The organism is Flagellimonas baculiformis, assembly GCF_033441575.1.
Classification (GTDB): Bacteria; Bacteroidota; Bacteroidia; order Flavobacteriales; family Flavobacteriaceae; genus Flagellimonas; species Flagellimonas baculiformis.
This window is the reverse complement of the sequence record NZ_JAUZVW010000001.1, coordinates 281630-307015: the sequence shown is the minus strand read 5'-3', so window position 1 is coordinate 307015 and position 25386 is coordinate 281630. Positions and strand designations below refer to the sequence as shown.

Annotated in this window: 16 protein-coding genes; 12 read left to right on the top strand and 4 right to left on the bottom strand. The window is 44.5% G+C overall.

Annotated features, from left to right (window positions below):
• Positions 1-211 precede the first annotated feature (211 nt).
• The gene (locus tag SD450_RS01420; RefSeq protein WP_318342873.1) at positions 212-1795 is read right to left on the bottom strand and encodes an aldehyde dehydrogenase (NADP(+)); all 1584 of its coding nucleotides are present in this window, start codon (positions 1793-1795) and stop codon (positions 212-214) included.
• Positions 1796-1932: 137 nt separating this feature from the next.
• Positions 1933-3162 (bottom strand): fumarylacetoacetate hydrolase family protein, encoded by a 1230-nt coding sequence (locus SD450_RS01415; protein WP_318342872.1) that lies wholly within the window; start codon positions 3160-3162, stop codon positions 1933-1935.
• A 373-nt stretch (positions 3163-3535) separates the two neighbouring features.
• Here SD450_RS01415 and SD450_RS01410 point away from each other — a divergent pair, with 373 nt between their 5' ends.
• From SD450_RS01410 to SD450_RS01355, 12 genes are all read left to right on the top strand, one after another.
• Positions 3536-4006: an RNA polymerase sigma factor gene (locus SD450_RS01410; RefSeq protein ID WP_318342871.1), complete on the top strand. Its 471-nt coding sequence runs from the start codon at positions 3536-3538 to the stop codon at positions 4004-4006.
• A 115-nt stretch (positions 4007-4121) separates the two neighbouring features.
• On the top strand, positions 4122-5285 hold the full coding sequence (locus SD450_RS01405; protein WP_318342870.1) for a FecR family protein: 1164 nt from the start codon (positions 4122-4124) through the stop codon (positions 5283-5285).
• Positions 5286-5469: 184 nt separating this feature from the next.
• Positions 5470-8919, top strand: coding sequence for a SusC/RagA family TonB-linked outer membrane protein (locus SD450_RS01400; protein WP_318342869.1), 3450 nt, complete (start codon positions 5470-5472; stop codon positions 8917-8919).
• Positions 8920-8929: 10 nt separating this feature from the next.
• On the top strand, positions 8930-10465 hold the full coding sequence (locus SD450_RS01395; RefSeq protein ID WP_318342868.1) for a SusD/RagB family nutrient-binding outer membrane lipoprotein: 1536 nt from the start codon (positions 8930-8932) through the stop codon (positions 10463-10465).
• Between the two features lie 31 nt (positions 10466-10496).
• Entirely contained in the window at positions 10497-11996 is a 1500-nt protein-coding gene (locus tag SD450_RS01390; protein WP_318342867.1) for a mandelate racemase/muconate lactonizing enzyme family protein, read from the top strand.
• A gap of 209 nt (positions 11997-12205) precedes the next feature.
• Positions 12206-13144, top strand: coding sequence for an RraA family protein (locus tag SD450_RS01385; RefSeq protein ID WP_318342866.1), 939 nt, complete (start codon positions 12206-12208; stop codon positions 13142-13144).
• A gap of 26 nt (positions 13145-13170) precedes the next feature.
• A complete protein-coding gene (locus SD450_RS01380; protein WP_318342865.1) occupies positions 13171-13644 on the top strand; it encodes a nuclear transport factor 2 family protein in 474 nt (157 codons plus the stop codon).
• Positions 13645-13655: 11 nt separating this feature from the next.
• Complete coding sequence (locus SD450_RS01375) at positions 13656-14762, top strand: bile acid:sodium symporter family protein (RefSeq protein WP_318342864.1); 1107 nt, start codon at positions 13656-13658, stop codon at positions 14760-14762.
• A 44-nt stretch (positions 14763-14806) separates the two neighbouring features.
• Positions 14807-16090 (top strand): mandelate racemase/muconate lactonizing enzyme family protein, encoded by a 1284-nt coding sequence (locus SD450_RS01370; protein WP_318342863.1) that lies wholly within the window; start codon positions 14807-14809, stop codon positions 16088-16090.
• A 26-nt stretch (positions 16091-16116) separates the two neighbouring features.
• Positions 16117-17052, top strand: coding sequence for an RraA family protein (locus tag SD450_RS01365; RefSeq protein ID WP_318342862.1), 936 nt, complete (start codon positions 16117-16119; stop codon positions 17050-17052).
• Between the two features lie 122 nt (positions 17053-17174).
• Positions 17175-19382: an outer membrane protein assembly factor BamB family protein gene (locus SD450_RS01360; protein WP_318342861.1), complete on the top strand. Its 2208-nt coding sequence runs from the start codon at positions 17175-17177 to the stop codon at positions 19380-19382.
• Positions 19383-19411: 29 nt separating this feature from the next.
• Complete coding sequence (locus SD450_RS01355; RefSeq protein ID WP_318342860.1) at positions 19412-20626, top strand: cupin domain-containing protein; 1215 nt, start codon at positions 19412-19414, stop codon at positions 20624-20626.
• A 3-nt stretch (positions 20627-20629) separates the two neighbouring features.
• Here the strand turns inward: SD450_RS01355 and SD450_RS01350 are convergent, their stop codons facing one another.
• Complete coding sequence (locus SD450_RS01350; RefSeq protein WP_318342859.1) at positions 20630-22561, bottom strand: SMP-30/gluconolactonase/LRE family protein; 1932 nt, start codon at positions 22559-22561, stop codon at positions 20630-20632.
• A gap of 65 nt (positions 22562-22626) precedes the next feature.
• Complete coding sequence (locus SD450_RS01345; protein ID WP_318342858.1) at positions 22627-25338, bottom strand: alpha/beta hydrolase-fold protein; 2712 nt, start codon at positions 25336-25338, stop codon at positions 22627-22629.
• Positions 25339-25386 lie beyond the last annotated feature (48 nt).

Below are 25386 nucleotides of genomic sequence, written 5' to 3'. Positions count from 1 at the left end.
TCTCGTTAATGTGACATTTATTTCAAAATTAATTCTGTTGAGGGGGAAGGATAGGCGAGGAGAGGCCCATTTGAAGGGTGCCTTTTCTTAGGTGCAGATTGTTTCCCAAGGTTGATTTATGGAAGCCTGCACAAGCTGTTTATCCTTCCATTCTATCAGGACCAGTTCAAAAACTTCTTTTAGTGCGGTATGCTATGCCGTTTTTTCCCGGTCAGATAGGATTTGAGGTGAATGTACCGTTCACTTTTCTCATGATACCCAAAGGATTGTCGTTTTGTAATTCGGCTGGCAGCATGGATTGTGGCCAATTTTGGAAACAGACGGGGCGTACCCATCGAACTATGGCCGAGGTCCCCACCGAAGAGAACCTACTGTCCGTGGTAGCAGGGAAGGGGCCACCGTGAAATATGGACGGACAGACCTCGACACCTGTGGGAACACTGTTGAAAATGATTCGACCCACCTTACTTTTCAGGGCATCCACTACCTTTTCATATGTTTTTATCTCCGATTCATCACCCAATATTGTTCCGGTAAGTTGACCCTCCAAATTATGAAGGATATTGGTGAGCTCCTCCTCATCGGTACATTGGACAACAAGGGACAACGGACCAAAAACCTCTTGGTGCATTATGGGGTTCTCCAAAAAATCCTTTCCGCTCACCGTAAGCAATTGCTGTCTGCCATAATTTGGAGGCAATTCCTTCCCATACTCCGCCACAACGGATACTTTTTCGTGACTGGAGATTTCCTTTCGTCCCTTTTCATAGTTTTTATGTATGTTGGGATGCAACATACTCGATGGATCCAAAAGCGATAGTTGTTCGCCCAATGTGGAAAGAAAACTGTCCAAAGCCTTTCCTTTAAGTCCGATCAACAAGCCGGGATTTGTGCAAAATTGACCACACCCCAACGTAATGGAGTTGGCATATTGGGAGGCCCAATGATCCTTTTTTCCTTCCAAGGCAGAGGGAAGCAGGATAACAGGATTCACACTCCCCATTTCTGCGAAAACAGGAATGGGTTCCTTCCGTTGCGTACCCAAATTATACAGTGCCGTTCCTCCGCGGATACTTCCGGTAAAACCTACGCCCTTTACTTTTGGGTGGGTAACCAATCTTTCCCCGACTTCGATCCCACTGCTGTTCAAGTTTGAAAAAACCCCGTCGGGCATTCCTGTTCGTTCTGCGGCCTTTATTATGGCCGAAGCGACAAGTTCACCGGTTCCGGCATGCATCGGATGGCTCTTTACAATGACAGGGCACCCCGCTGCCAGGACACTTGCCGTATCACCGCCGGCAGTAGAGAAGGCAAAAGGAAAGTTACTGGAACCAAAAACTACTATGGGGCCCATTGGGACCAACATCTTTCGTATGTCTTCTTTAGGTATAGGTGCACGTTCGGGAAGTGCGGTATCTATGGTCGCATCGGTCCAGGAGCCTTCTTCCAACAATGTGGCAAATGCATTGAGCTGTCCCATGGTGCGGCCTCGCTCTCCCAAGGCACGACCTTCGGGAAGCCCGGATTCCTGGGTATAGGTATCGATCAACTCCTTGCCCAAATTCTCAATTTCTTCGGCAATGGCCCTTAGAAAACCTGCTTTTTTGACACCGGAAAATTGTTTGTATTCCTGAAATGCCTTTTCCGCCAAACCCACTGCTTCGTCAATTTCCGCCGAGGAAGCTTCATAAAAGGTCCAAGGCGTAACTTGGTTGCTTTTTGGATTAAAGGTGTGGAATGTTCTCTCGCCGTTCGCCGATACTTTTGAACCGATATAGTTTTTACCTGATATCATTTTTTAATTTTTTCTCTAATTGATTAATAAATGGATATTTATAAGCCAAAGCCATGAAAATGATTCGCTGGAAGCTACTTTGATTTCACTATAGGGTTTTGGACAAGCGGTTTTGAGGCCACCTAAACCCGTATGTATCATTGGCTATGAGACTGTTTTAACGTACTTCCAATTAGTTCTTTTTTTTGTGCCCTTTTTAAAGAGTAGTCAACAAAAGCATTGATTCCGAAATTCCAATGAGGAATTTTATCTGCCGAGTTGACCCAGTTCACCAGCATGCCCAGTTTAGGGGATTCTATAATCACCCTGTCCTGTGGTTTATGGGTGAATCCCATATCTTTTTCGTTCCTATCCAACGTTGGAGCGAACATGGTTCCACAAAATAGAATGAACCCATCGGGATATTGATGGTTATCATTGATCACTTGTTTTACCAATTCTTCAGGTGACCTGCTTATTTCTCCCATGTCACTTGCATCCTTTAACTCAAAACCATCGGTACCGGTAATCGCTAAGGATACCTTGGCACTTTTTACATCGTCCAACGAAAAAGAATCATCGAACATTCTGAACAAGGGACCAACGGCACAAGATCCATTTTGATCCTTTGCTTCTCCCAATAATAAGGCACTACGGCCCTCATAATCCCGTAAATTCACATCATTGCCCAAAGTTGCCCCCACTATTTTGCCTGAATTGTTGACCACCAACACTACTTCAGGTTCTGGATTGTTCCATTTGGAATCGCTGAGCACACCAACCTCCGCACCAAATCCCACCGATGAAAAAGGTTGGCTTTTGGTGAACACTTCTGCATTGGGGCCAATACCCACTTCCAGGTACTGGGACCAAATCCCCCTTTTCTTTAATTCCTCTTTTAAACTAACGGCCTGTGGCGAGCCCGGTACGATGTTGTTCAGGCTTTCGCCGATGACGGTGGTGATCTCGTCCCTGAGCTGCATGGCCAATTGGGGTTCCCCTTTTGCCCGCTCCTCAATTACTCTTTCCAATAGACTTTTTATAAAAGTGACCCCGCAGGCCTTTACGGCTTGGGTGTCGTTAGGGGAGAGGAAATAGGGCTTGGCATGATTTTTCTGATAATAAATTGAATTTTCCAAAATATCTTCAAAAGGTCCCACTTTTGTAATATTTGGATCGTTTACATCCAATATTTCTTTGTAGTTGCCTGAATTGATCAGTTCCCCCGTAGATTTGAAATGATAGGATAGATCATATACCCATTCCTTATGGACCCAAACCACATGGGGGCCTTCAATATTATTGTAGGCTTTTTCCGGTGGTATGTGGCATCTTCCTATCCAAATGCCTTCATCGGTAATGGAACGGTTCATCAAGAGGTCTTTCATTGTACTATTTGGTTTAAATGACTGAATATTGTATTCTTTCTATTTTCTGCTCTATCATTACATATCGGAACCAATGGCATGTTTTGCACATAGAATTCCCATTTCCCACTCAATAATAGGTTTCATGCTCCTTAGGCTCCAAAGCAACTGCAATACCTGCCAATTGCAAAATTGGCAATACAGACGTCGTTACGTGTAATTTTCACATTTTTTTTGCATAGATAACAACAAATTAATAAATTGCTGTTACATTAAGTGTAAAACTTACAATTAATTATAACATATTTAAATTCTTTTCCCCCACTATAGATCAAGCTTTTAGACAAGTTCAACAATTATTACGGAAATGATAAATGCTAAAATTTTGGAGAAAATGTTTCTTGAACATTACCAAGAATGGTGTTTGTTGTCCTTTAGTTATGTGCATGATCTGGATGATGCGGAAGATGTGGTACAGGCCATTTTCATTAAACTGTTACAGAAAGAGGAGCATGGCTCCATTGGCAGTTTAAAACCCTACATCAGTAAAGCTGTACGAAATGAAAGTCTAAAAAAAATCAAAAGTAAGCAAAGAACTTTCACTATTCCCCATTCCACTACCCATGTACCCTCCTATGAGAACGAGTTGATACAGTCGGAGATTTCCGAAACGATTTTCAGGGAACTGGAATCTTTGCCCGCACAGAACAGAAAGGTATTTGAACTTTGCGTCATGGAAGGGATCAAGTATGAAGGCGCGGCAGAAATCATGGGAGTAACGGTCAACACGGTAAAGTATCATTTGAAAAAATCCTTCAAGATGCTTCGTTTAAATTTGAGAAATATACATTTATGGATGTTGTAGAATACCATTTACATAAAAAACAACATAAAAAATTAAGATTTTCACTACCCGCTTTTTGCTTTTTCAGGTCTTATAGATAGGTGATACGTTATCATCGCTATAAACAAAGACCAAATTGATCGTAAAAATTATCCTTAAAAAATTAAAAGGGCACTTAAGCGAAGAGGAAGAAATTCTATTTGAAAAGTGGTTGGCCGAAGATGATGAAAACCTTTTTACCTTTCAAAGGCTCTCAAATTTACAGGACAAATCGAAAGAGTTTCAGGATATACACCATCTTGATCCACAAAAGGCTTGGAAAATAATCCAACGTGAGCTTCATCCAAATAAACTGAACAGACGCCCGGCGGCGACTTCTCATATAAAGTTTATACGCTATGCGGCGGTTTTTGTGGGCATTGTAGGGCTATCCCTTCTATATAGGTCATTTTATGCGGAAGAACAGGTAGAGGTGGCGCCTGACCCAACAGCCATCAGGTTGGAACTGGGAAATGGTGAAACCCGAATCCTCTCCCAATCTGGCTCCACGGAGATCGTCACAAAGGATGGCAATGTGTTGGGCAGCAAAGCTGACGGTGTGGTGGACTATTCCCATACCGATGTTGATGAAAATGATGTTGAGGTATATAATACGCTCCATATTCCCAATGGGAAAACATTCAAGATTGTATTGTCAGACGGAACTACTGTCAATCTGAATGCAGGTTCCACCTTGGAGTATCCGGTAAAATTCATCAAGGGAAAACATAGAAAAGTGACCTTGATCGGGGAAGCCTTCTTTGATGTCAGAAAGGATGAAAAGAGTCCCTTCATTGTCACTTCCCGTTCATTGGACATACGTGTTCTGGGCACCAAATTCAATGTAACGTCCTATCCCGAAGATACAGACCAGAAGACGGTGTTGGTCGAAGGATCTGTTCGACTCTATGAATCGGGCGGGGCGTATGATCAGGACAATTCTACATTACTTGCCCCGGGGGAGATGGCCTCATGGGAGGGTGACAACAAAAAAGTAAGCGTAGAACAGGTCGATACCGAATTATATACCAGTTGGATGCAAGGAAAACTCGTTCTCAAGGGAATGAAGTTCAAGGATATAGAAAAAAGGCTCGAAAGACACTATGGGGTGTCCATACACAATAAGAACAAAATATTGGAGGATAGGGTGTTCACTGCCACTTTTGATGTGGAAACCATTGAAGAAGTGCTCAACACTTTCGTGTCCGAAACAAGTTTTGACTATGTGATAGAAAACGATCAGATAACCATTTTAGAATAAATAACCAAAAACCAGTTACACGCCTATGAAATAAATGCACAAAAAAAAATCGGGAAATGCGGCAACATCTTCCCGATTGAGATCATTAACTCAAAAAAATTAAGTTAACTAAAAACATTACAAAGGTATGAAAAATTACATCAAGAGCACTCTGCCTTGTTTAACAAACAACTTGTCGCTGACAGTGAAACTAACTGCACTTTTTTTGACGGTTTCCTTTTTTTCGACATACGCAAATTCCTACTCCCAAAAGACCAAACTCAGTTTGGAAATGGAAAATGTGGAAATTATGCAAGTGTTCGAACAGATTGAGTCTGTTTCAGAATTCAAGTTCTTTTATGACAACAAAAAAGTAAATGCCCACAGAAAGGTCTCCATCAATGTGGACCAAAAAACGATCACAGAAATACTGGACCAACTTTTCCAGGGAACCAACATCACTTATCTTTTTAACAAACAACAAATTATTTTAAAGACCAAGAACGCAATCGATGTCGTTCCCAGGGAGACGGGTCTTCCCCCTGTCCCTGATGGCAATCCCCAGGCTACAATTTCAGGAAAGATCACAGACTCCAATGGCGTGCCGATACCAGGGGCTTCCGTGATTGAAAAAGGCACGACCAATGGTGTGGCAGCCAACTTTGACGGGTTTTACGAGATAACGGTCCAGAATTCCGATGCCGTTTTGTTGGTCAGTTCCATTGGGTTCACAAGAAAGGAAATTCCTGTTGGTGGGGCCACAACCCTCGATATCGTATTGCAGGAAGATACCCAGAACCTGAACGAAGTAGTGGTAACCGCCCTGGGAATCAAGCAAGAGACAAAAAAATTGGGATATTCCATTGCCCAAGTGGATGCCGAAGAGGTCAACGTGAACAGGTCCTCCAACTTTATGAACACCCTTCAAGGTAAGGTGGCCGGTGTCAACATAGCATCATTGAGCACAGGTCCGGGTGGATCATCAAAGGTCAGGATACGCGGGCAATCCTCCATTTCTGGAACCAACAACCCTTTGATAGTGGTAAACGGTGTTCCCATTGACAATACCAGTTTTGGAACCAGTCCCGGCAGTACAAGTACAGAAGTGGGTACCAATAGCGATGGTGTCTTTTCCGATGGAGGCGATGGTTTTTCCAGTATCAACCCGGACGATATAGAAAGTATGACCATTCTTAAGGGTGCCACCGGGGCCGCACTTTATGGGTCCAGGGCAAAGGATGGCGTAATCATGATCACCACGAAATCCCGTGGCCGCCAACAAGGAATAGGTGTCACCTACAACCTGAACGTAATGGACCACACACCTTTGGATTTTACAGATTATCAGTATGAATACGGACAAGGTGAATTCGGGGTAAGGCCAACATCTGCCAATCCCACCTCGGGACAATGGTCCTTCGGGGAGCGTTTTCAGCCTGGAATGACACAGGTTCTTTTTGACGGTGTGGAAGTTCCCTATGTTCCCGTATATGATAGGATAAAGAAATTCTATAGGAACGGAACCGATATTACCAATTCCATATCCATCTCAAGTGGATCGGAAAAGGGAGGTTTCAATCTTTCCCTTTCCAATTTGGGCAGTAAGGGCATAACTCCTAACAATGAGTTCAACCGGAAAACGGTAAACTTTGGAGCCAATTATGATTTATCGGATAAACTTAACGTGGAGGCCCATGTTAACTACTCTTACGAGAAAAATGTAAACCCTCCCAATGTAGGTCAACAGGACAATACCATTCCAGTGGCCCTTTTCAATATGGCCAACTCCATGCCATTGGATCTCTTGGAAGAGAAAAAGTTTGATGCCAACGGAAATGAGTTTGTGTACAGTAGGTTTAGAAACCGTACCAATCCGTACTTCACACTTTCCGAACAGTTCAACGAAATCAGAAGGGATCGAATATTTGGTAATATTTCCACACGCTATCAAATTTTCCCATGGCTTTCTGGGCAGATCAGGGTAGGGCAGGACTATTGGTCCCGTTCCCAGGAATTCAATGGATTTCCCACAGGTCAAGCTTCAAGACCAGCGGCTCCTGCTCCATTCTTTAATGGAACCTATACACAAATGACAAGGAGGTATAGAGAGTCCAATGTTGACTTCCTTTTCTCTGGGAATGTAGATGTCAATGAAGATTTTGTTGTTGGCTACAATGTAGGGGGAAACCAAATGAGAAGAAGGGAAGAATTGAACCGTGTCGATGTGACCGATTTTATAATACGTGATTTGTACACCGTACAAAATGGAAGGGTAAAAGATCCAGATTATGATCTCTATACACGTGGAATAAATTCATTGTATGGAGCTGTTGATTTGTCTTATAAAGACACTTACTTTTTAAGTGGTACGGCCCGTAACGATTGGTTCTCCACACTTGCCAAAGAGAATAGGAGTATCCTGTATCCTTCTGTTTCCGGTAGTCTACTCTTTTCCAATTGGGTTGGGGATGATGCAGAATGGCTCACTTTGGGTAAATTAAGAGTTGCTTATGCAGAGGTAGGAAGTGACACGGATGTAATTCCTTACTCGAATGCTTTGTTTTATGATCTTAACACCAATTTTTTTCCGGGACCGGATGGGGCTCCCAATCCAATCGCCGGGGCCAATACCTCCATACTTCCCAATCCTGATCTTCGCCCCATGCGTGTAAAGGAAACTGAAATAGGTGTGGATTTAAGAATGTTCGATAACCGGGTAGGATTGGATGTGGCCGTATATCGCAAGACCACGATAGATCAGATCATTCCAGCCCAGATTTCCAATTCTTCAGGCTTTATAAGCCAGTTGATCAACAGTGGTGAAAGTAGGAGTGACGGTATTGAAATGCTGTTGAACCTGACACCGATCCGCAATGATGATCTACGATGGGATTTTAGTTTCAATGCGTCCTACAATAAAACCAAAGTGATCAGCCTCCTTAGCGATGAGGAAGGTGAGAGTATATTGGTAGGTAACCACGTGTTCAACGGTTATCTCTACCAAGTGGTAGGTGAGGAAATTGGTCAATTGGCAGGTTTCGGGTACAAGTTCGACGACCAGGGAAGACAAATATTTGCCAATGATGGAAGGCCTTTGAGGTCAGATGAAATCAAATTCTTTGGAAGTGCACTGCCCAATTGGGTCGGAGGTATTACCAACACGGTGCGCTACAAGGATTTCAACTTATCCTTTCTGATTGACTTCAAATTGGGAGGTAAGATGATTTCCGGCACCAACTTCAATGCTGTTAGACACGGTCTCCATAAAATGACCCTTCCTGGAAGGGATACCGGGGTCATCGGAGAAGGGGTGAACCAAGCAGGAGAACCCAATACGGTTGCAACAGAACCCCAGACCTATTGGGAAGTGGTGCGCTCACAGCAATTGATAGAACCCATTGTGTACAATTCCGGGTTCTGGAAATTGAGGCAGATTACCGTGGGCTATGATTTCCAAAAGTTTATTCCAGAGAACTCCTTTGTGAAAGGGGTTACCCTCAGCCTGATCGCAAACAATGTGGCGATACTCAAAAAATGGGTGCCCAATATTGATCCCGACTCCTTTGCCTATAGCTCGGACAACGTTTCAGGATTGGAATCCACAGGTGTACCGACGACAAGAAGTATCGGGTGTAACCTAAACATCAAATTCTAAATAAGACATCATGAAAAATATAGGGAATAGAATCATAATTTTTGTAATCCTGATAGGTCTATTGGGGTGCGAAAAGAATTTTGATGAACTCAATACCAATACCGTTGACCCCACAAGCGAAAGTATAGACCCTGTGTTCTTGTTGAACAATGCAATAGTCGGGCTCTCCTTTCCAAGTGGGACCAACATCTACTATGATGAGGCCATTGTACAGCAGATAGTCACACCGAACTCGGGATTTGTGGCCGGGGCCAACTACAATCAGGATAACCGGAACAATACTGGCAACCAGTGGGATACATACTATGAAAATGTCATAAAACATACCAGTGACGTTATTTTTCAACTTAACACTGTAGGATCGGACCGTACCAATTTATTGCAGATGGCCCGTATCTTGGAAGCTTATGCTTTTATGGTCTTGACCGATGAATATGGGGAAATTCCCTATTTCGAGGCAGGTAAGGGCTTGTCAGAACAGGTGGTTTTGCCCAACTATGACCCCCAAGAACAGATCTATCCGGATCTGATCACGGAATTGACAGAAGCACGGGATGCCCTGAGTGATGCTGCCCCAGCTGAAAACGGGGAGGCCATGTACGCAGGAAATTTGGATCAGTGGAGAAAACTGGCCAATTCCCTCTTGGTCAGGATCGGGATGCGACTTTCCAATGTGGATGCCGCCTTGGCAGAACAGACCGTTCAAAGTGGTTTTGATGGAGGGGTGATGGAGTCAAATGACGATAATTTTGTGGTGCGCCATGATACCAATTTCACCAACCCATACAGCTTTACCTTTAATGGGACAGAAGCCAATAACTTCTATTTGACGGATGTATTTGTGGACTATCTATATGGAAACAATGACCCAAGGTTGGCCTCATTGGCCATCAGATATGTGGGTGCCGCATCAGGGCCGGACCAAGTAGTGGCCATCGCCTCGAAGGATCCTGACGATCAGATAGGGATGCCCATGGGGTATGACAACAGTACCATCGGTACCGTGGTGGCCAATGAGGGACTCGCCAGTTTCTATGACTTTACCCAGTTGGATCGCTTTACCTATGGGGCCCAATCCTCGCCCATGTTCCTCTGCACCTATGCACAGACCCAATTATTGTTGGCAGAGGCAGCGGTCAATGGTTGGGTATCGGGAGATGCGGCCGAATATTATGAGAATGGGATCCGCGGACATATGGAGCAAGTAGCTGCCTATGGAGAAAGTGTGGCCATTGCCGGAGCGGATATTGATGCTTATATAGCTGCCAATCCATTGGATATGGCCAATGCTGTTGAGGAAATCAACACACAATATTGGGTGGCTTCCTTTTTGAACGGACCGGAGCTGTTTGCCAATTTTAGAAGGTCTGGCTATCCCGATTTGGCGCCCAATCCCTATCCAGCGCAGGATATCACCGGTGATTTCATAAATAGGCTGACCTATCCCCCTGACGAAATAGCAGTAAATCAGGAAAACCTTCAAGAGGCGGTTTCCAGAATGGGCCCCGACAACTTGGATACAAAGGTTTGGTGGGATGTAGATTGATTAGTAACCAAGACCATTACATAAAATAAGTATGAAATCAGTATTGAAACAGATTATAGCCAAGAACAAGCAAGAAGAAAAAGACCTTGGGTTGGCCAGACAACAAGAAATGGAAAACCCAAAAACGACCGATGACAGAAGGAACTTTCTGAAAAAGACGGCCTTGGGCGGCATTGCAATGACCGGAATGATGGGGCTGGGCATAGAGGATACCATAGCACAGACCACTTCCAAGGTCAGCCGTATGTCCGCACCTTCGGAACTCAAGATCACCGATATGAGGTATGCCCTTACCAATGTGATGGGAGGCACGGCCATCATCAAGATAGAGACCAATCAAGGTATTTATGGTCTTGGCGAGGTAAGGGATGCAGCAGACGTACGCTATGCACTTTTTCTTAAAAGCCGGATCTTGGGCAAAAACCCTTGCAATGTCGAAAAGATATTCAAGAGCATAAAACAATTCGGAGGGCCTGCCAGACAAGCTGGGGGGGTCTGCGCCGTTGAAATGGCGCTTTGGGATATTTGCGGTAAGGCATACAATGTGCCCTCATGGCAATTGCTCGGTGGAAGATATAGGGACAAAGTAAGACTCTATGCTGATACCCCCGAAGCATCGTCTCCTGAAGAGCAAAAACGATTGATAGATTTCAGGATAAATGAACAGGGATACACTTGGCTGAAAATGGATGTTTCCATTGGCGAACTAAGGGGCAAGCCCAATACTGTCGTAAATGGAAAGTTCTGGGAAAACGATAAAGGCGTTTTGGCCCAATGGGGCGATCGGAGCAATCCGATGTCCTACGCAAATACCATGCACCCCTTTACCCAGATACAGATCACTGAAAAAGGACTTGAGGAACTGCAGCGGGTAGTGGAGGATGTTCGGAACATGGTAGGGTATGAAATTCCGATTTCAACCGATCATTATGGACATTTTGATCTCAATAACGGCATACGTTTGGCAAAAGCCCTTGACAAATACAGGCTGGCTTGGTTCGAGGACATGGTGCCTTGGCAGTACCATGAGCAATGGAGGACCATATCCGATGCCATTGAGACGCCCACGACCACAGGTGAGGATATCCATTTCTTGGAGAACTTTAAGCCTCTCATCCATAACAGATCGGTTGATATCATCCACCCAGACTTGGCATCATCAGGCGGTCTTTTGGAAACAAAAAGGATTGGCGACTATGCCGAGGAATATGGTATAGCCATGGCCATGCACCAAGCTGGCACACCTGTCTCTTTCATGGCCAATGTGCATTGTGCGGCCGCGACCCAAAACTTTTTGGCCCTGGAGCACCACTCGGTGGATGTGCCGTGGTGGGAAAGTCTGGTGAAAACGGTCGGTGGTTTTAAAATGATCGACAAAGGTTTTGCCACCGTTCCGCTTACCGCACCAGGTTTGGGGATAGAGTTGGATGAAGAAGTGGTGAAGGAACATTTGCATCCTTCGGACAAAACATTCTTTAAATCCACTGATGAATGGAACGAGCTTCGTTCCCATGACAGGAGCTATAGTTGATAACAGGATAACATTCTCCTGAATAAAGGCGGTGTTCCTTTAGGTTCACTACTGTATTTGGGAGTAAGATTTTGAGTTAGTTTAGTTTGATTTAGTTTGGGTTTGATAGGAAGACTCCCGTTTTTTTAACGGGGGTTTCCTATCTCACTTGACACATTGGAAAATTAGTATGGATGAACCCTTTTTAAGGGAAAATTAAAATAATAGAAATGAAAAATTTAAGGATAGTATTGGTGCTAAGTAGCTTTCTGGTTTTTTTCCAGGCCAAATCGCAGGGAGTTACAGCCTCACCAGAATATATTAAGGAACTCACCTCGAACTGGAGCGGTGAGCGTTTTGAGGACGGAAGGCCAAAAGTCTCCGACGCCTTATTGCAACGAATGAAAAATATTCAAATAGAAGAGGCCTGGGGCTTTTTAAGAAGAAAGGGATATAATAATCAATATGAAGGTGATTGGAAGATCATACACCCCGAAAGCGCCATGACCGGTAGGGTCGTGACGGCACAATATATGCCACTTAGACCGGACTATCAGCAATTGGTGAAACTAAAGGGAGGCCAAGAGAAACGGGATACCATTGGAGGGAGCAACTCATGGCCCATTCAGCAATTGGTGCCTGGGGATGTGTATGTTGCGGACGGCTACGGAAGAATCATTGACGGTACCCTGATCGGTTCCAATTTAGGCAATGCCATTTATACCAATTCCAAAAACGGGGTAATTTTTGACGGTGGCGTTAGGGATGTCGCAGGTCTTTTGGATATCGAGGGATTCAATGGATGGTACAAAGGTGCAGATCCTTCTTATTTACAGGAAGAAATGTTGACCAGTATTAACATGCCTATCCGCATTGGAAGGGCAACCGTATTACCTGGCGACGTGGTGTTGGCCAACCAACATGGAACTATTTTCATTCCTTCCCATCTCGCTTCGGAATTGGTGCTGTCCTCTGAAATAGTAGGCTTGCGTGATCTTTTTGGATTCCAAAGGCTACGGGAGAAAAAATACACGGCCGGACAGATAGACACGAAGTGGACGAAAGAGATCAATGCAGATTTTGAGAATTGGCTGAAGGAATATCCTGATAGCAAATTGCCCATGACGAGAAAAGAACTTAATGATTATTTGGCATCAAAAAAAGAATAAATAGCTGCACCACAATAACCAATAGAATGAAAAATTATCTTTTAAAAAAATCAACTCCATACTCTAAATCAATAAAGCATTCCTTTTTGGGAATACTTCTTTGTTTCTCTACAGTTTTGGTGGCCCAAAACAAAGATGCCGATGCCAAAAAAATAGACGACACGGTAAGTCACCTATACGCTGCCATGGTCGATAGGAATTCGGATAAACTGGAAGAATTGACCATGGACAAACTGACCTATGGCCACTCCAGTGGCAAGATTGAGAACAAAAAGGAATACGTCGATGGCGTTTTGCACGGCGCATTTCTATTTTCTTCGATAACGCCAGAAAATCAAACCATAACAACTTCCGGTAAAATAGGTATAGTGCGTCATATGTTTAAAGGCGAAGGAACCAATAATGGTTCGCCGGCAACAGTCAATATAGGTTGTCTGTTGGTGTTTCAAAAAGAAGGGGGTCAATGGAAATTATTGGCAAGACAGGCATATAAACTTTAATTCCTTCTATTTTGAAAAAGATTAGCATTTATTCCATAGCATTAGGGTTGGCAGCTCTGCTGTTCATCATTATAATTGGCATGGTCATCATGGGCCATATCGACCAAGCCGGACTGTTCATCCTTGGATTTTTTGCTTTGTTGGCCTTCGGGTTTAACGGGTACAAAAAAATGAAGGGATTGATATTCACCACCATGATCTTTGCAGGGGTGACGGCAGCACTATATTATCCCGAATACTTTACCCATTTTGGTGATTTCAAATTCACGATACTCATAATTCCCTTGATACAGATTATCATGTTCGGTATGGGAACCACGATGAGCATCAAAGATTTTGCTGCCATATTTCAATCACCAAAAGGGGTGATGATCGGAGTTTCTGCGCAATTGATCGTAATGCCGCTGATGGGCTACTTTTTGGCACAGATCAGTAACTTTCCACCGGAAATTGCAGCAGGAATAGTACTCATAGGCTGTTCCCCAAGTGGTGTGGCCTCCAACGTCATGGCTTTTTTGGCCAACGCCAATGTCGCACTTTCGATAACCATTACTTCCATTGCCACACTTTTGGCACCGTTTCTTACGCCTTTGATGATGAAGTTGTTCGCCGGGGAGTTCATCGAAATCGATGTGTTCGCCATGATGTGGAGCATTGTAAAAATGATTATCATACCTATCGGGGCAGGCTTGCTCTTCAATAAACTATTTAGCAATAGTACCCAATGGTTGGGTAGGGCAATGCCCTTGATATCCATGTTGGCCATTGGTCTTATCATCACCATTATCACCGCAGCAGGAAGGGACAGCCTTTTGGAAATAGGTGGAATATTGATGCTCTTGGTATTGGCCCATAATCTTTTTGGGTATTTACTGGGGTATTGGTACGCTCGGTTCTTTGGGATGTCCGAAAAAGACGCAAGAACCATCGCCATTGAAGTGGGAATGCAAAATGGGGGATTGGCCTCAGGTATAGCGAACAGTTTGGGCAAAATTGCCACCATGGGGCTGGCACCGGCCGTATTTGGCCCTTTGATGAATATAACAGGCTCTATTTTAGCTTCTTACTGGCATGGAAAGCCTACTGTGGAGAAGCCGGAAACCGTAATGACCAATTAAAAAATCGATAATCCATCATTCATTAAATCAAAAATAAGAAACGTATGAAAAATTCAAGAAGATCTTTTATATCCAAATCCATCGCGGCCGGTGCAGGATTGGGAATGGTGTCCTCAGTAGCATTTGGTTCGGAATACCAAGAAGCCATGAACAAAAACCCCAAACTGTCCGCACCATCGGATCTGAAAATCACAGATGTAAAATGTGGCTATATCAAACGCGGAAGCAGTTTATTTGTCAAAATATATACCAACCAAGGAATTTATGGTTGTGGCGAAGGTGTGGATGCTGTTAACGGCACCTACCATCTTGTCCAAATGTTTGGAAGAAGACTAAAGGGCCAAAGTCCATTCAATGTACACAAGATTTTTGAGGATATCCGTAGGGGTGGGCATTTCGGTGGAGCCCAATCTGGAATGTACGTGGCCGTACTTTCCGCCATAGAGACCGCTTTATGGGATTTGTCAGGAAAAGCCCTCGATCTTCCCGTGTATCAGCTGCTTGGGGGGAAATTTCGGGATAAAGTGAGGGTGTATTGTGATACTGCCCTTTATCGGGTAAGTTTCCCATCTCCGGATGATTTTGCCACCGCAGCCAAGGATGCCATTAAAAATTGGGGCTTCAATGCGTTGAAATTCGACTTGGATTATGCAAGTGATCCTGATAAATACGATCGCTATAACTGGACGGCCAGTCCGGGCGAGATCATAAGAATGTATGATCAACTCGCTGCAGTGAGGGAAGCTGTGGGGCCAAAAATAGACCTTTGTGTGGATATGCACGGGCGTTACGATCATGTAACCGCCCAGACCATTGCCAAAAAAGTGGAGGACCTTAACCTGACCTGGTTGGAAGAGCCGATCCCTGCTGAAAATTTTGATGCCTTCAAAACCCTTGCGGAAGAAACCAGTACACCCATTTCGGCAGGTGAAAATGTATATCTGGGCCACGGGTTCAAACAATTGTTGGATAATGGGGTGGACATCATCATGCCCGATCTGCAAAAATGTGGCGGACTTGGGGAAGGACAACGCATTGCGAACCTCGCCAATCTATATTACGTTCCCTTTTCGCCCCACATGGTAGCTTCCTTCTTGGGTGCCATGGCCTGTGCGCATGTGTGCGTCACGGTGCCCAATTTCCATTTGATGGAATGGCAATCCTATTTCCACACAGATCCAATGTTCAAGGAAATCGTTACCTACGATGAAGGGGATTGGGTAAAGGACAGTTTTGTCACTGTTTCCAACAAGCCCGGTATTGGAGTGGATATCAATGAAGAGGCGATGAGGAAATATGCACCGGAAGGCGTGCCATTTTTTGAATGATTAACAATAAATCAAACCATACTATTATGTCCAGAAAAACATACATGCTATTCTTGGTACTTGCCGGTCTGACAACCCAAATGATGGGGCAACAGATCAGCAAGGAAGAACTTATTTTTTTGACCCCGGAATGGAAAGGGGAACGTTTTGAAGATGGTAGGCCCAAGGTACCCGATGCGCTATTGGAGAGGATAAAATCCGTTAGCGTGGAAGAGGCATGGGCGGTCATGAAAAATGAAGGGTATCGCTATCAAATTGCGGAGGACTGGAAATTGATCAATCCGGATAGCGTGTTGGTCGGGCGTGCGGTCACGGCAACCTTTATGCCAGGCCGTCCCGATGTTTGGAAAGCCATTGATGACCGTGGAAAGGCCCAGGGAAAACGAGGACAGAACACTTGGCCCGTGGATATTTTGGTCAAGGGCGATGTATATGTTGCTGACCAATTTGGAGCGGATAGGGATGGCCCAACCATTGGTGACAATGTGGGCAATGCCATTTATGCCAAAACAGGTAATGGCATAGTTTACGATGGTGCCCTAAGGGATGTGGAAGGACTCATGGAAATAGGAGGTTTCACCTCTTTTTACACTAGCTACGATGCTTCGCATCATAATCCACCGGGAGATTTGAATACCATGCTCATCGGCATCAATCAACCTACCCGTATAAGGACGGTCACTGTAATGCCCGGTGATGTGGTTCTGGGAAAAATGGGCGTGGTCACCTTTATACCGGCACATTTGGCGGAAAAAGTGGCGACAACTTCCGAAGTTGTTCGTTTGCGTGATATGTTCGGACATCAACGTATAAAAGAAGGAACCTATACCGCCGGACAGATTGATACGCGATGGTCCGATGAAATCGAAAAGGATTTTAGCAAGTGGCTCAACGAGCATATTGATGAACTTCCCGTTTCCAAAGAGCAGATCCAAGAAATTTTGAAGAAAAGAACTTGGTAAACCTATAAAATTTTGACAACTGCCATTGCCTGCCGAGTGTATGAAAACTCGGCATAATGGACTTTTCCTAGATAACAATGTCAAATACTAAATTCTCCCCAACGTCGTGGCATATCCTGACCATGCTGATAATTTTTGCCCATATATCAGGATGTCAGAAGCATACAACTGAAGTTACTGAACACAGCACCTGGTCACACTACGGAGGCAGCCCCGACCAGTCTAAATTCTTCGAGTCGCCCAGCATTACAAAGTCCAACGTTGCACAAATGCAACTGTTGTGGAGCTACCCATCGAGGGATGATCGTTCTTATTTTTTCAACCCGATCATTGTGGACAGCACCATGTACGTTCTAGGGAAAAATAGTTCCCTTATTGCCATGAATGCCAAAACAGGTGAAGAACTTTGGATACATACAGATTTGGCGGGCATTACCCGGAGGGGTATCAATTATTGGGAAAGTAAGGACAAAAAAAACAAGAGATTACTCTTCACACTGAACAATTCCCTTCAGGCCATTGATGCCGTTACTGGAAAATCCATTATGGATTTTGGCAACAATGGCTATGTGGACCTTCGTGAAGGTTTGGATCGTGACCCAACATCCATCACACGGATACAGCCCATGATGCCCGGTGTTATCTACGATGATCTTTTGATACTCGGCTCTGCACCTGGGGAGGCCTATTTTTCCCCACCAGGTTATGTAAGGGCCTATAATGTGGTCACCGGTAAAATGGAGTGGGTTTTTCATACCATACCCCATCCCGGTGAATATGGATATGAAACTTGGCCTAAGGATGCTTATAAATATGTAGGTGGCACAAATGTATGGAGCGAAATATCGGTGGATACCGAACGTGGAATTGCCTATTTGCCCATCGGTTCGCCAACCTATGATTACTATGGAGCTGATCGGTTGGGAAGTAACCTTTTTGCGAATTCCTTGGTGGCCCTTGATGCAAAAACAGGGGAGAGGCTGTGGCACTATCAAACGGTGCACCATGATCTATGGGACTATGATCTGTCACCGGCCCCACAACTGCTCACGGTTGAGAAGGACGGCAAAAAAATAGATGCAGTGGCCATTGCTACCAAGCACGGTTTTGTTTTTGTATTTGATAGGGTAACTGGGGAAACACTATTCCCCATTGAGGAAAAACCGTTTCCCAAAAGCGAGATGCCAGGGGAAGAATCTTGGCCTACCCAACCCATCACTTCACTTCCGAGTTTTACGAGACATGAAGTGACCAAAGAAAACTTGAACCCCTACTTTTCGGATAGTCTTCGGCAGGATTGGCTCAAAAGATTGGATTCTGCAAAAACTGGATTATACGTACCACCTTCCGACAAATATGAAACCATAATGATGCCCGGAGCTTTGGGTGGTGCCAATTACGGCAACACAGCCGCTGACCCTCGCAACGGAATGATGTACATAATGACCCAGGAATATGCATCCACCTATAGATTGAACAAGGTGGGACCGCCACAAAACGAACTGACAGAAAACGATATTGATAGGGTAGAATCCCTTTACGGCTCTTCGTGTATTGCATGTCATGGTCCAAATATGGAGGGTGGGGCAGGCCCATCCTTGAAGAATCTGGGGCATCATATGTTCTATGAGGAATTTAGGAATACAGTAATCAACGGAAAAGGTGTAATGCCCGGTCTGGTGCATGTGGATGAAGCTTCCTTGAAAGCCTTGTTCCAGTACATTGGAGGTGACCCTGAACGTAGAAGTTTTGGCCGTGGTGGACAGCAGGAAAAGCCTGTGGATGGCCCTGTAGTGGCTTCTGGAGGAGTCAAAATACCTACTGATTTACAGCGCGGTGCACCGATGCAGGATTACCCTGAAGACGTGGAACGTCCTGAGGACCAATACATTACTGATTACGGTCTGGATTGGCCCGGGTTGATTGATCCACCTTGGTCCTCCATTGTGGCTTATGACCTCAATGAAGGAACTATTAAATGGCGACGACCCATTGGTGTGGACTCGCTTTATGTGCAAGGGGATGAAACCAAAGGGGCCCCCAGCGGCACGCAGCGGAAAGGCATGGTCATTACCTCTACAGGTATTGTGTTTGCCACGGCAAAAGGGGGTAAGGTTTATGCTTTTGATGCTGAGGATGGAAGTGTGCTATGGGAAACTACGTTGAGCCATGAGACCAATGCACAACCCAGCATGTTTACCTTGGATGGCAAGCAATATTTGGTAATCAATGCCACCTCCGATTTTAGAAACGACAGTTATGACCATTCCAAAAAACCGGGAGCAGTGGCGAAGGGCTATCTGGTTTATGGTATCCCGGACAAAAAGTAGCTTAAATGAAACGATACAAATACAATGTTATGAAACCAATACTCAGTTTTTTGTTCTGTTTGATGGGCAGTATCTGCATGGCCCAAAGCCTTAACGAAAGAGTGGTCCATAATGATCCTTCTACGTATAGGGAACTATCCAAAGTACATGACGGTGCAGGGAAAATGGGTTTTACCGAATTGATTGGCCGAAATGATCTGGCCACCAATTTCCTGTACCTACATTCCGGGGTCATTCAACCCAAATCGGGTATTGGTCACCATTTTCACCATTCCATTGAAGAAATGTATGTTATTTTGGATGGAGAAGCTGAGTTTACCATTAACGGAAGAACTTCCACCATAAAAGGACCTGCCTTGGTTCCCTGTAAATTGGGAGATTCCCATGGAATTTATAATGCTTCAAGCAAACCTTTAAAATGGCTCAATTTTGCGGTCAGTGAGGTAAAAGCACAAGGAGGTGCGTTTGATTTGGGGGATGATCTTGCCGGAACAAAAAAAGATGTTGTCCCGACGTTCGTTTCTTCCCGATTGGACACCGATAAACTGAAACAAGACAATGAGATTCATAAGGGAAAAGGAGTTTTGTACAGAAGGATTTTTGGTCCAGAAATATTTCGAACGGATTGGAACTATGTGGACCACTTGATAATTCCATCAGGTAGTTCAACGGAAAATCGCCAGTTGGAAGGTGTTGAAGAAGTATATTATGTCATCAACGGGAACGGATTGGTAACAGTTGGTTCTGAGACGGCCAAAATTCAAAAGGATGATTCGTTCCATGCTGGTTTGGGAGAAGAAATAGCTTGGTCAAATAGCGGCAATGAAAATCTTGAAATTCTATTAATTGGGATTGCAGCTTCAAAAAACAACGGATTGTCAATTGCCAAACCTTTGGAAATACCCAAGGCCATGGTGTTACAAATGGATTTTGTGGTGGATAAGGAAAATGCCAAGGCTTTTGAAAAAATGTACTATTCCATCTATGTCCCTGCCATGGTGGTCCAAGACGGGTATCTCAGTTCAAAATTACTTCGGCTTTTCCCACAGGATTTGGCCAAGGAAATACAGGCTGAGCCTACTCATTTCAACTATCAGATCCAGATATCCTTTGATACGGAGGAAAACCGCAGAAAATGGGTGGCCAGTGATCAACATCAAATCGCTTGGCCCGCCGCTTCCGGACTTGCCAAGGAATTCAAATGGCGCGGATACGATGTTATGGGAGACGATGTGCAGAATTAGACTTTAAAGATAATTGACATACCCTTTTCTATTGGTGCGAATCTTGTACACTTTTTCATAACTGACCATGTAAAGTGTTTTCATATCCTCATCACCAAACCCTACACTCACCGGAAATGAGGGTAAGTTGATCATACCGATAAAGGCACCCTTGGAATCAAATATCTGGACCCCAAAATAGGTGGCCACATACATATTTCCCATAGTGTCAATGGCCATCCCGTCCGCACTGGAGGATTTGCCTTTCCGGTCTAGCACATTTCCAGTCAAACGCAGTTCTGCAAATTTCCGACCGTTTGAAATGGTACCGTCCTCGTTCACGTCATAGGCCCAAACAAAATTATCCTTTGAACTGTTTACCGGATACCAAGATTCGTCATCATAACAATTATTGATGTAGAGCGTTTTCCCGTCGGGAGTCAGTAAAATTCCATTGGGCATGGCAAATTCATTGGGTTCCACCAAGCGGGTCACCTTTTTTTCAGGGGAAATATAATAAACGGCCCTGCCCGGTTGGAATTTTTCCGCTTCCATCGTAAACTGGGGATCTGTAAAATAGATGCCGCCCTTGGTATCGGTGATGATATCGTTGGGTCCGTCTATGGGCTTGCCATTATAGGTGTCGGCAATAACTTGGACCACTTGCCCGGATGTGGTCATTTCCACCACCCGGTGCCCAATCATGTCACAGACCAATAAATTGCCATTTTTATAGGGATACAATCCGTTCGCCTGCATTTTGCCTTCCGTAATATTTTGGTACGTTCCATCAGGGTCCAATGCCACAATGGAACTCCTTTTGGGGTCGGCGTTCCAGTTTTGGTCGAAGTACATATTGGAAAAATAGAGTTTCCCATCCATCCACTTGGGACCTTCGCTAAAGGTAAGTGTAGGTTCTGTTTTTGAACCATCGATCACCAATTCGGGCTTGGCATCCTTTGGGATAATTTCGTGATATCGCTCAAGTGACGCTTGTTGCTTGGTCAGATAATCTTCCCGAACGGGCCAAAAAATATCAAGGGCATCAAAGCCCAATTCACCTGCTACACCGGAATGCACCACGTTTCCTGGAACAAGGACTACATCGTGAGGTTCCAATTCCATCTCTTGGTCCAAGACGGTTTGCTTTAGCGTCCCCCTCAACAGAACAGTGATTTGCTCTTCTGGATGAATATGGGCTTTTGATTTGGTGTTGGGATCCGCTGAAATAAAACTTAGCTGCATGCCTCCTGTAGAAACCAATCTTGCATAGATTCCATCGGTAAGCTGCGTAAACTGAATATCGAAAAGATCATAAACTTTATTGGGTACAACGGTCGGTTCATTCTTGGATATCCGTTCCTTGGTTTCCGAAGGAAGTGCATCAACCCCCATTTTTTCAAGGTAATCCAGCCTTTTTGGGCTATAAATTTCCATTACCTTGGCTCCGGTATCCCCGGCAACAATTTCACTTTGGCTTCCTTTTTCCTGATAAATAAAATCATTTCTCGGTGTGCCGCTATGAGTGCCATCCGGTTCTTCCCGTTCCCTTGCCATCATTTTGTGCTTGTTGCCATCGCCAATTAACTCAACGGAACCTTCAGTTACAATCAAAAATCTATCCGCAGGCAAGTTTTCTTTTGGGATGCTGGAATTAGGTTCCAGTTCCACTACACTGACCAAATTCCCATTTCCCCAGAAAATTTTGGCCATGACGCCAGGATATAATTGTAGACTATCCAGTTTTTGAAGGTCTTGGGCGATGCCAACCTCTACACTGGGTTTTATTTCTGTAGATGGCAATTCTGGCAGTTCTCTCACCTGGAGTCCGTATTGCTTTATTAATTCGTTGTTCCGATCTTCCCATTTCGGTTTGGAAGAGGAATTGCAACCACCAATTAAAATAAATAGAAATAACGTGGAAGCAACTTTAAGACTCAAAGAAATACCTTTCATACTATTTTAATTTTCAATGTTCGTTTTCAACAATGACCGTTTTAATGAATTCTTGTTTGGACTTATTACTTAAATAAAAGCTGCGCAAATTTATACAGGTCGTGCCGCCAAACTGGCCATGTATGCCCTCCCGGATATTCGCTATATTGATATGCAATACCCATATCATCAAATTTCTTCATCATCACTTGACAATTGTTGTAAGCAATATCTGCTTTTCCTCCCATGGAAATGAAGAAATTGGTAAGGTTGCTGTTTATGTTATCCACATTGTTTTGCATATACTCATATTGTGGCCCCGATAATTCATCGTTGTTGGCAAACCAGCCAGAACTAAAAACACCCAAATGGGAAAACATATCGGTGTTATGGACGCCCGCATGCAAGGTCTGCAGCCCACCCATGGAGAGTCCGGCCAAGGCCCTGTTCCGGGCATCGGTCTTGACACGATACGTTTGCTCCACAAAGGGAATGGCACCTTGTTTCAGTTCGTTCTCAAAGGCCATCAATGCATTTTGATTGAACCCCGCAACTCCACCTCCTGTGGAAACATTGCCGTCCAACATGGCAATGATCATGGGCACCGCCTTGTTTTCAGAGATAAGGTTGTCCAATATAAAATTGGTCTTTCCTTGGGTGGCCCAGCCTCTTTGGTCCTCACCTCCGCCATGCAAAAGATATAAAACTGGATAATCTTGGTCGGATTCCTCATAACCCGGTGGGGTGTACACATACATTTCCCGCCATGACTGTGATGCATTTGAAAAGTACTTTTTTATACGGATATCACCATGGGGCACATCCTTCAAGCTATAATAGCCATCTCCCTTGAACGGAATCTCAATGCCGCTGGCCATTCGTCCCATACCATAAAAGGTTTCACTGGCAGGGTCTGCCACGGCCACCCCATCCAGAATCAGTGAATAGTAATGGAACCCTTCGGTGATGGAATCCGTGGTCACGGTCCAGAATCCCTCATCATCGATTTCCATATCGTATTTTTTGCCGAGGTCTATCTGAACCTGTTTTGCCTCTGGGGCCTTTGTTTTGAAAATCACCCTGCTATCCGGTAAAATCTGCGGATATGGTGCTCGCCTTACATTGGTGCTTGCCGGCAATCCCAAGACACTGTACTTGTTGAGTACATCCTTATTCACTGGCTTAAAAAGCATTTGGGAGAACATATAAAGGTCATTTTTCCAAACCTCAAAATCGTGACCTCCCGGTTCCACGTAAAAAATATGGGGCACGTCATGGTCCCTCAAATACTCACTGGTTCGACTGCTGAAGGGTATGAGCCCATCTGCATCCCCACAAGAAATCCATAACAACTCCAATGATTTGGCTTTTTCAGGATAGGGAAGCAATTCGTGTGGGGTTTTGGTATTGGGGGCCGATGAAAATGCGCCTACCCAGCCAAATGTATCCAAATTGCCGAGACCAAAGTTCAAGGTTTGGCCACCGCCCATGGAAAGACCGGAAATAGCCCGATGCTCCCTGTCCTTGTACACCTTAAAATTCTTTTCCACGTAGGGAATCAAATCATTTAGAAGGTCTTGTTCAAAGGTGGCGAACGCCTCCACCTTGTCCCTGCTAAAAATATTCCCTTCCGCACGGTCATTTTTCATGGCCCGCCCATTGGGCATCACCACGATCATGGGCTCCGATTTTCCGTCTGCATAAAGGTTGTCGAATATTACCTGAGGAGTGCCATGTGTCAGCCATTCCTTTTCATCCCCTCCGATTCCGTGCAAGAGATACAAAACGGGATATCTTTTAGATTTGGAATAGCCGGGCGGAAGATAAATCATAGCCTTTCGTTCCGTACCAACGGTTTTAGACGTGTACATGATACTGTCTATCCTTCCCTTTGCGATGTCATTTCTGCTCTTATCAAATCCTTTTGGTGCATGCTTTTCCGCTATGGGGTCATTGGCTTGATTACGCAGCACATTCAACAGCTTTATGGCATATCTTCTGCCGAGCATCCGATACCCTTCGGCACTAAAATGAAGGTTGTCCCTGGCATCGGGGACTCCTTTTGAAGAAACAATATGCGCATTGGGAATGGTTTCTGGGAGCGTGGCCACAATTTCGTTCATACTGGCGCATACCCCGCCTTGATCGGCGTGGACCATTTCACCGGCCAGCAATGGGGTTTTTGAAGCCTCCAAATTCAAATCTTTAAGGAGATTGTCGTAAACGGTCTTCACTTTTTTGGGCCACAGGGTGTCTCCGGTATTCGATTCTCCTTGGTGCAGAAGGATTCCCTTGATCACCCCATCTTTTTGGGCAATTTTTGCCATTTCCACGAGACGGGCATACGGGTTTCCATCGTATTCTGCTACCATATTTTTCAACCAATCTGGGGCGGTGGCGACATATTCTTGGTAGTTGTCCTTATCAAACAACTCAATTTTGCAACCTCCAACGGCCACATTGATGACCCCGACCGTTATGCTGTCGGGCAATTTTTCCACCAAGGTCCTGCCAAAATAATCCGCAGGGGAAAGCCCTGTTTTACATCGGCATAAAGGAGGAATTGCAGTGTACCAATTTCCTTTTTTGCGGTTCAAATCAGGGCAATCCACTGCCGCCAAGACCTTAAAACGGTCATTGACGTCAACGGTGTCCTGCGCCTCTATTTGGGCACTGCCCTCCATGTTGGACTGGCCCAAACTCAGATAAATATGAAAATTGGGGTTCTGTGCCGTAATTTTTCCCGAGCACATTAGCATTGTTGCCAACATAAAAAGATGGGTCACTAATTTTTTCATGGGTCTATTTTTTCTTAACAGGGATAACTAAATTTTTAAAATTCTTTT

What these genes read in the sequence shown, in the direction of transcription:
- SD450_RS01350 (WP_318342859.1), bottom strand. Translation starts at nt 22,561, where the DNA reads ATGAAAGGTATTTCTTTGAGTCTTAAAGTTGCTTCCACGTTATTTCTA.
- SD450_RS01370 (WP_318342863.1), top strand. Translation starts at nt 14,807, where the DNA reads ATGAAAAATTCAAGAAGATCTTTTATATCCAAATCCATCGCGGCCGGT.
- SD450_RS01345 (WP_318342858.1), bottom strand. Translation starts at nt 25,338, where the DNA reads ATGAAAAAATTAGTGACCCATCTTTTTATGTTGGCAACAATGCTAATG.
- SD450_RS01410 (WP_318342871.1), top strand. Translation starts at nt 3,536, where the DNA reads ATGTTTCTTGAACATTACCAAGAATGGTGTTTGTTGTCCTTTAGTTAT.
- SD450_RS01365 (WP_318342862.1), top strand. Translation starts at nt 16,117, where the DNA reads ATGTCCAGAAAAACATACATGCTATTCTTGGTACTTGCCGGTCTGACA.
- SD450_RS01360 (WP_318342861.1), top strand. Translation starts at nt 17,175, where the DNA reads ATGCTGATAATTTTTGCCCATATATCAGGATGTCAGAAGCATACAACT.
- SD450_RS01355 (WP_318342860.1), top strand. Translation starts at nt 19,412, where the DNA reads ATGAAACCAATACTCAGTTTTTTGTTCTGTTTGATGGGCAGTATCTGC.
- SD450_RS01395 (WP_318342868.1), top strand. Translation starts at nt 8,930, where the DNA reads ATGAAAAATATAGGGAATAGAATCATAATTTTTGTAATCCTGATAGGT.
- SD450_RS01415 (WP_318342872.1), bottom strand. Translation starts at nt 3,162, where the DNA reads ATGAAAGACCTCTTGATGAACCGTTCCATTACCGATGAAGGCATTTGG.
- SD450_RS01420 (WP_318342873.1), bottom strand. Translation starts at nt 1,795, where the DNA reads ATGATATCAGGTAAAAACTATATCGGTTCAAAAGTATCGGCGAACGGC.
- SD450_RS01380 (WP_318342865.1), top strand. Translation starts at nt 13,171, where the DNA reads ATGAAAAATTATCTTTTAAAAAAATCAACTCCATACTCTAAATCAATA.
- SD450_RS01385 (WP_318342866.1), top strand. Translation starts at nt 12,206, where the DNA reads ATGAAAAATTTAAGGATAGTATTGGTGCTAAGTAGCTTTCTGGTTTTT.
- SD450_RS01390 (WP_318342867.1), top strand. Translation starts at nt 10,497, where the DNA reads ATGAAATCAGTATTGAAACAGATTATAGCCAAGAACAAGCAAGAAGAA.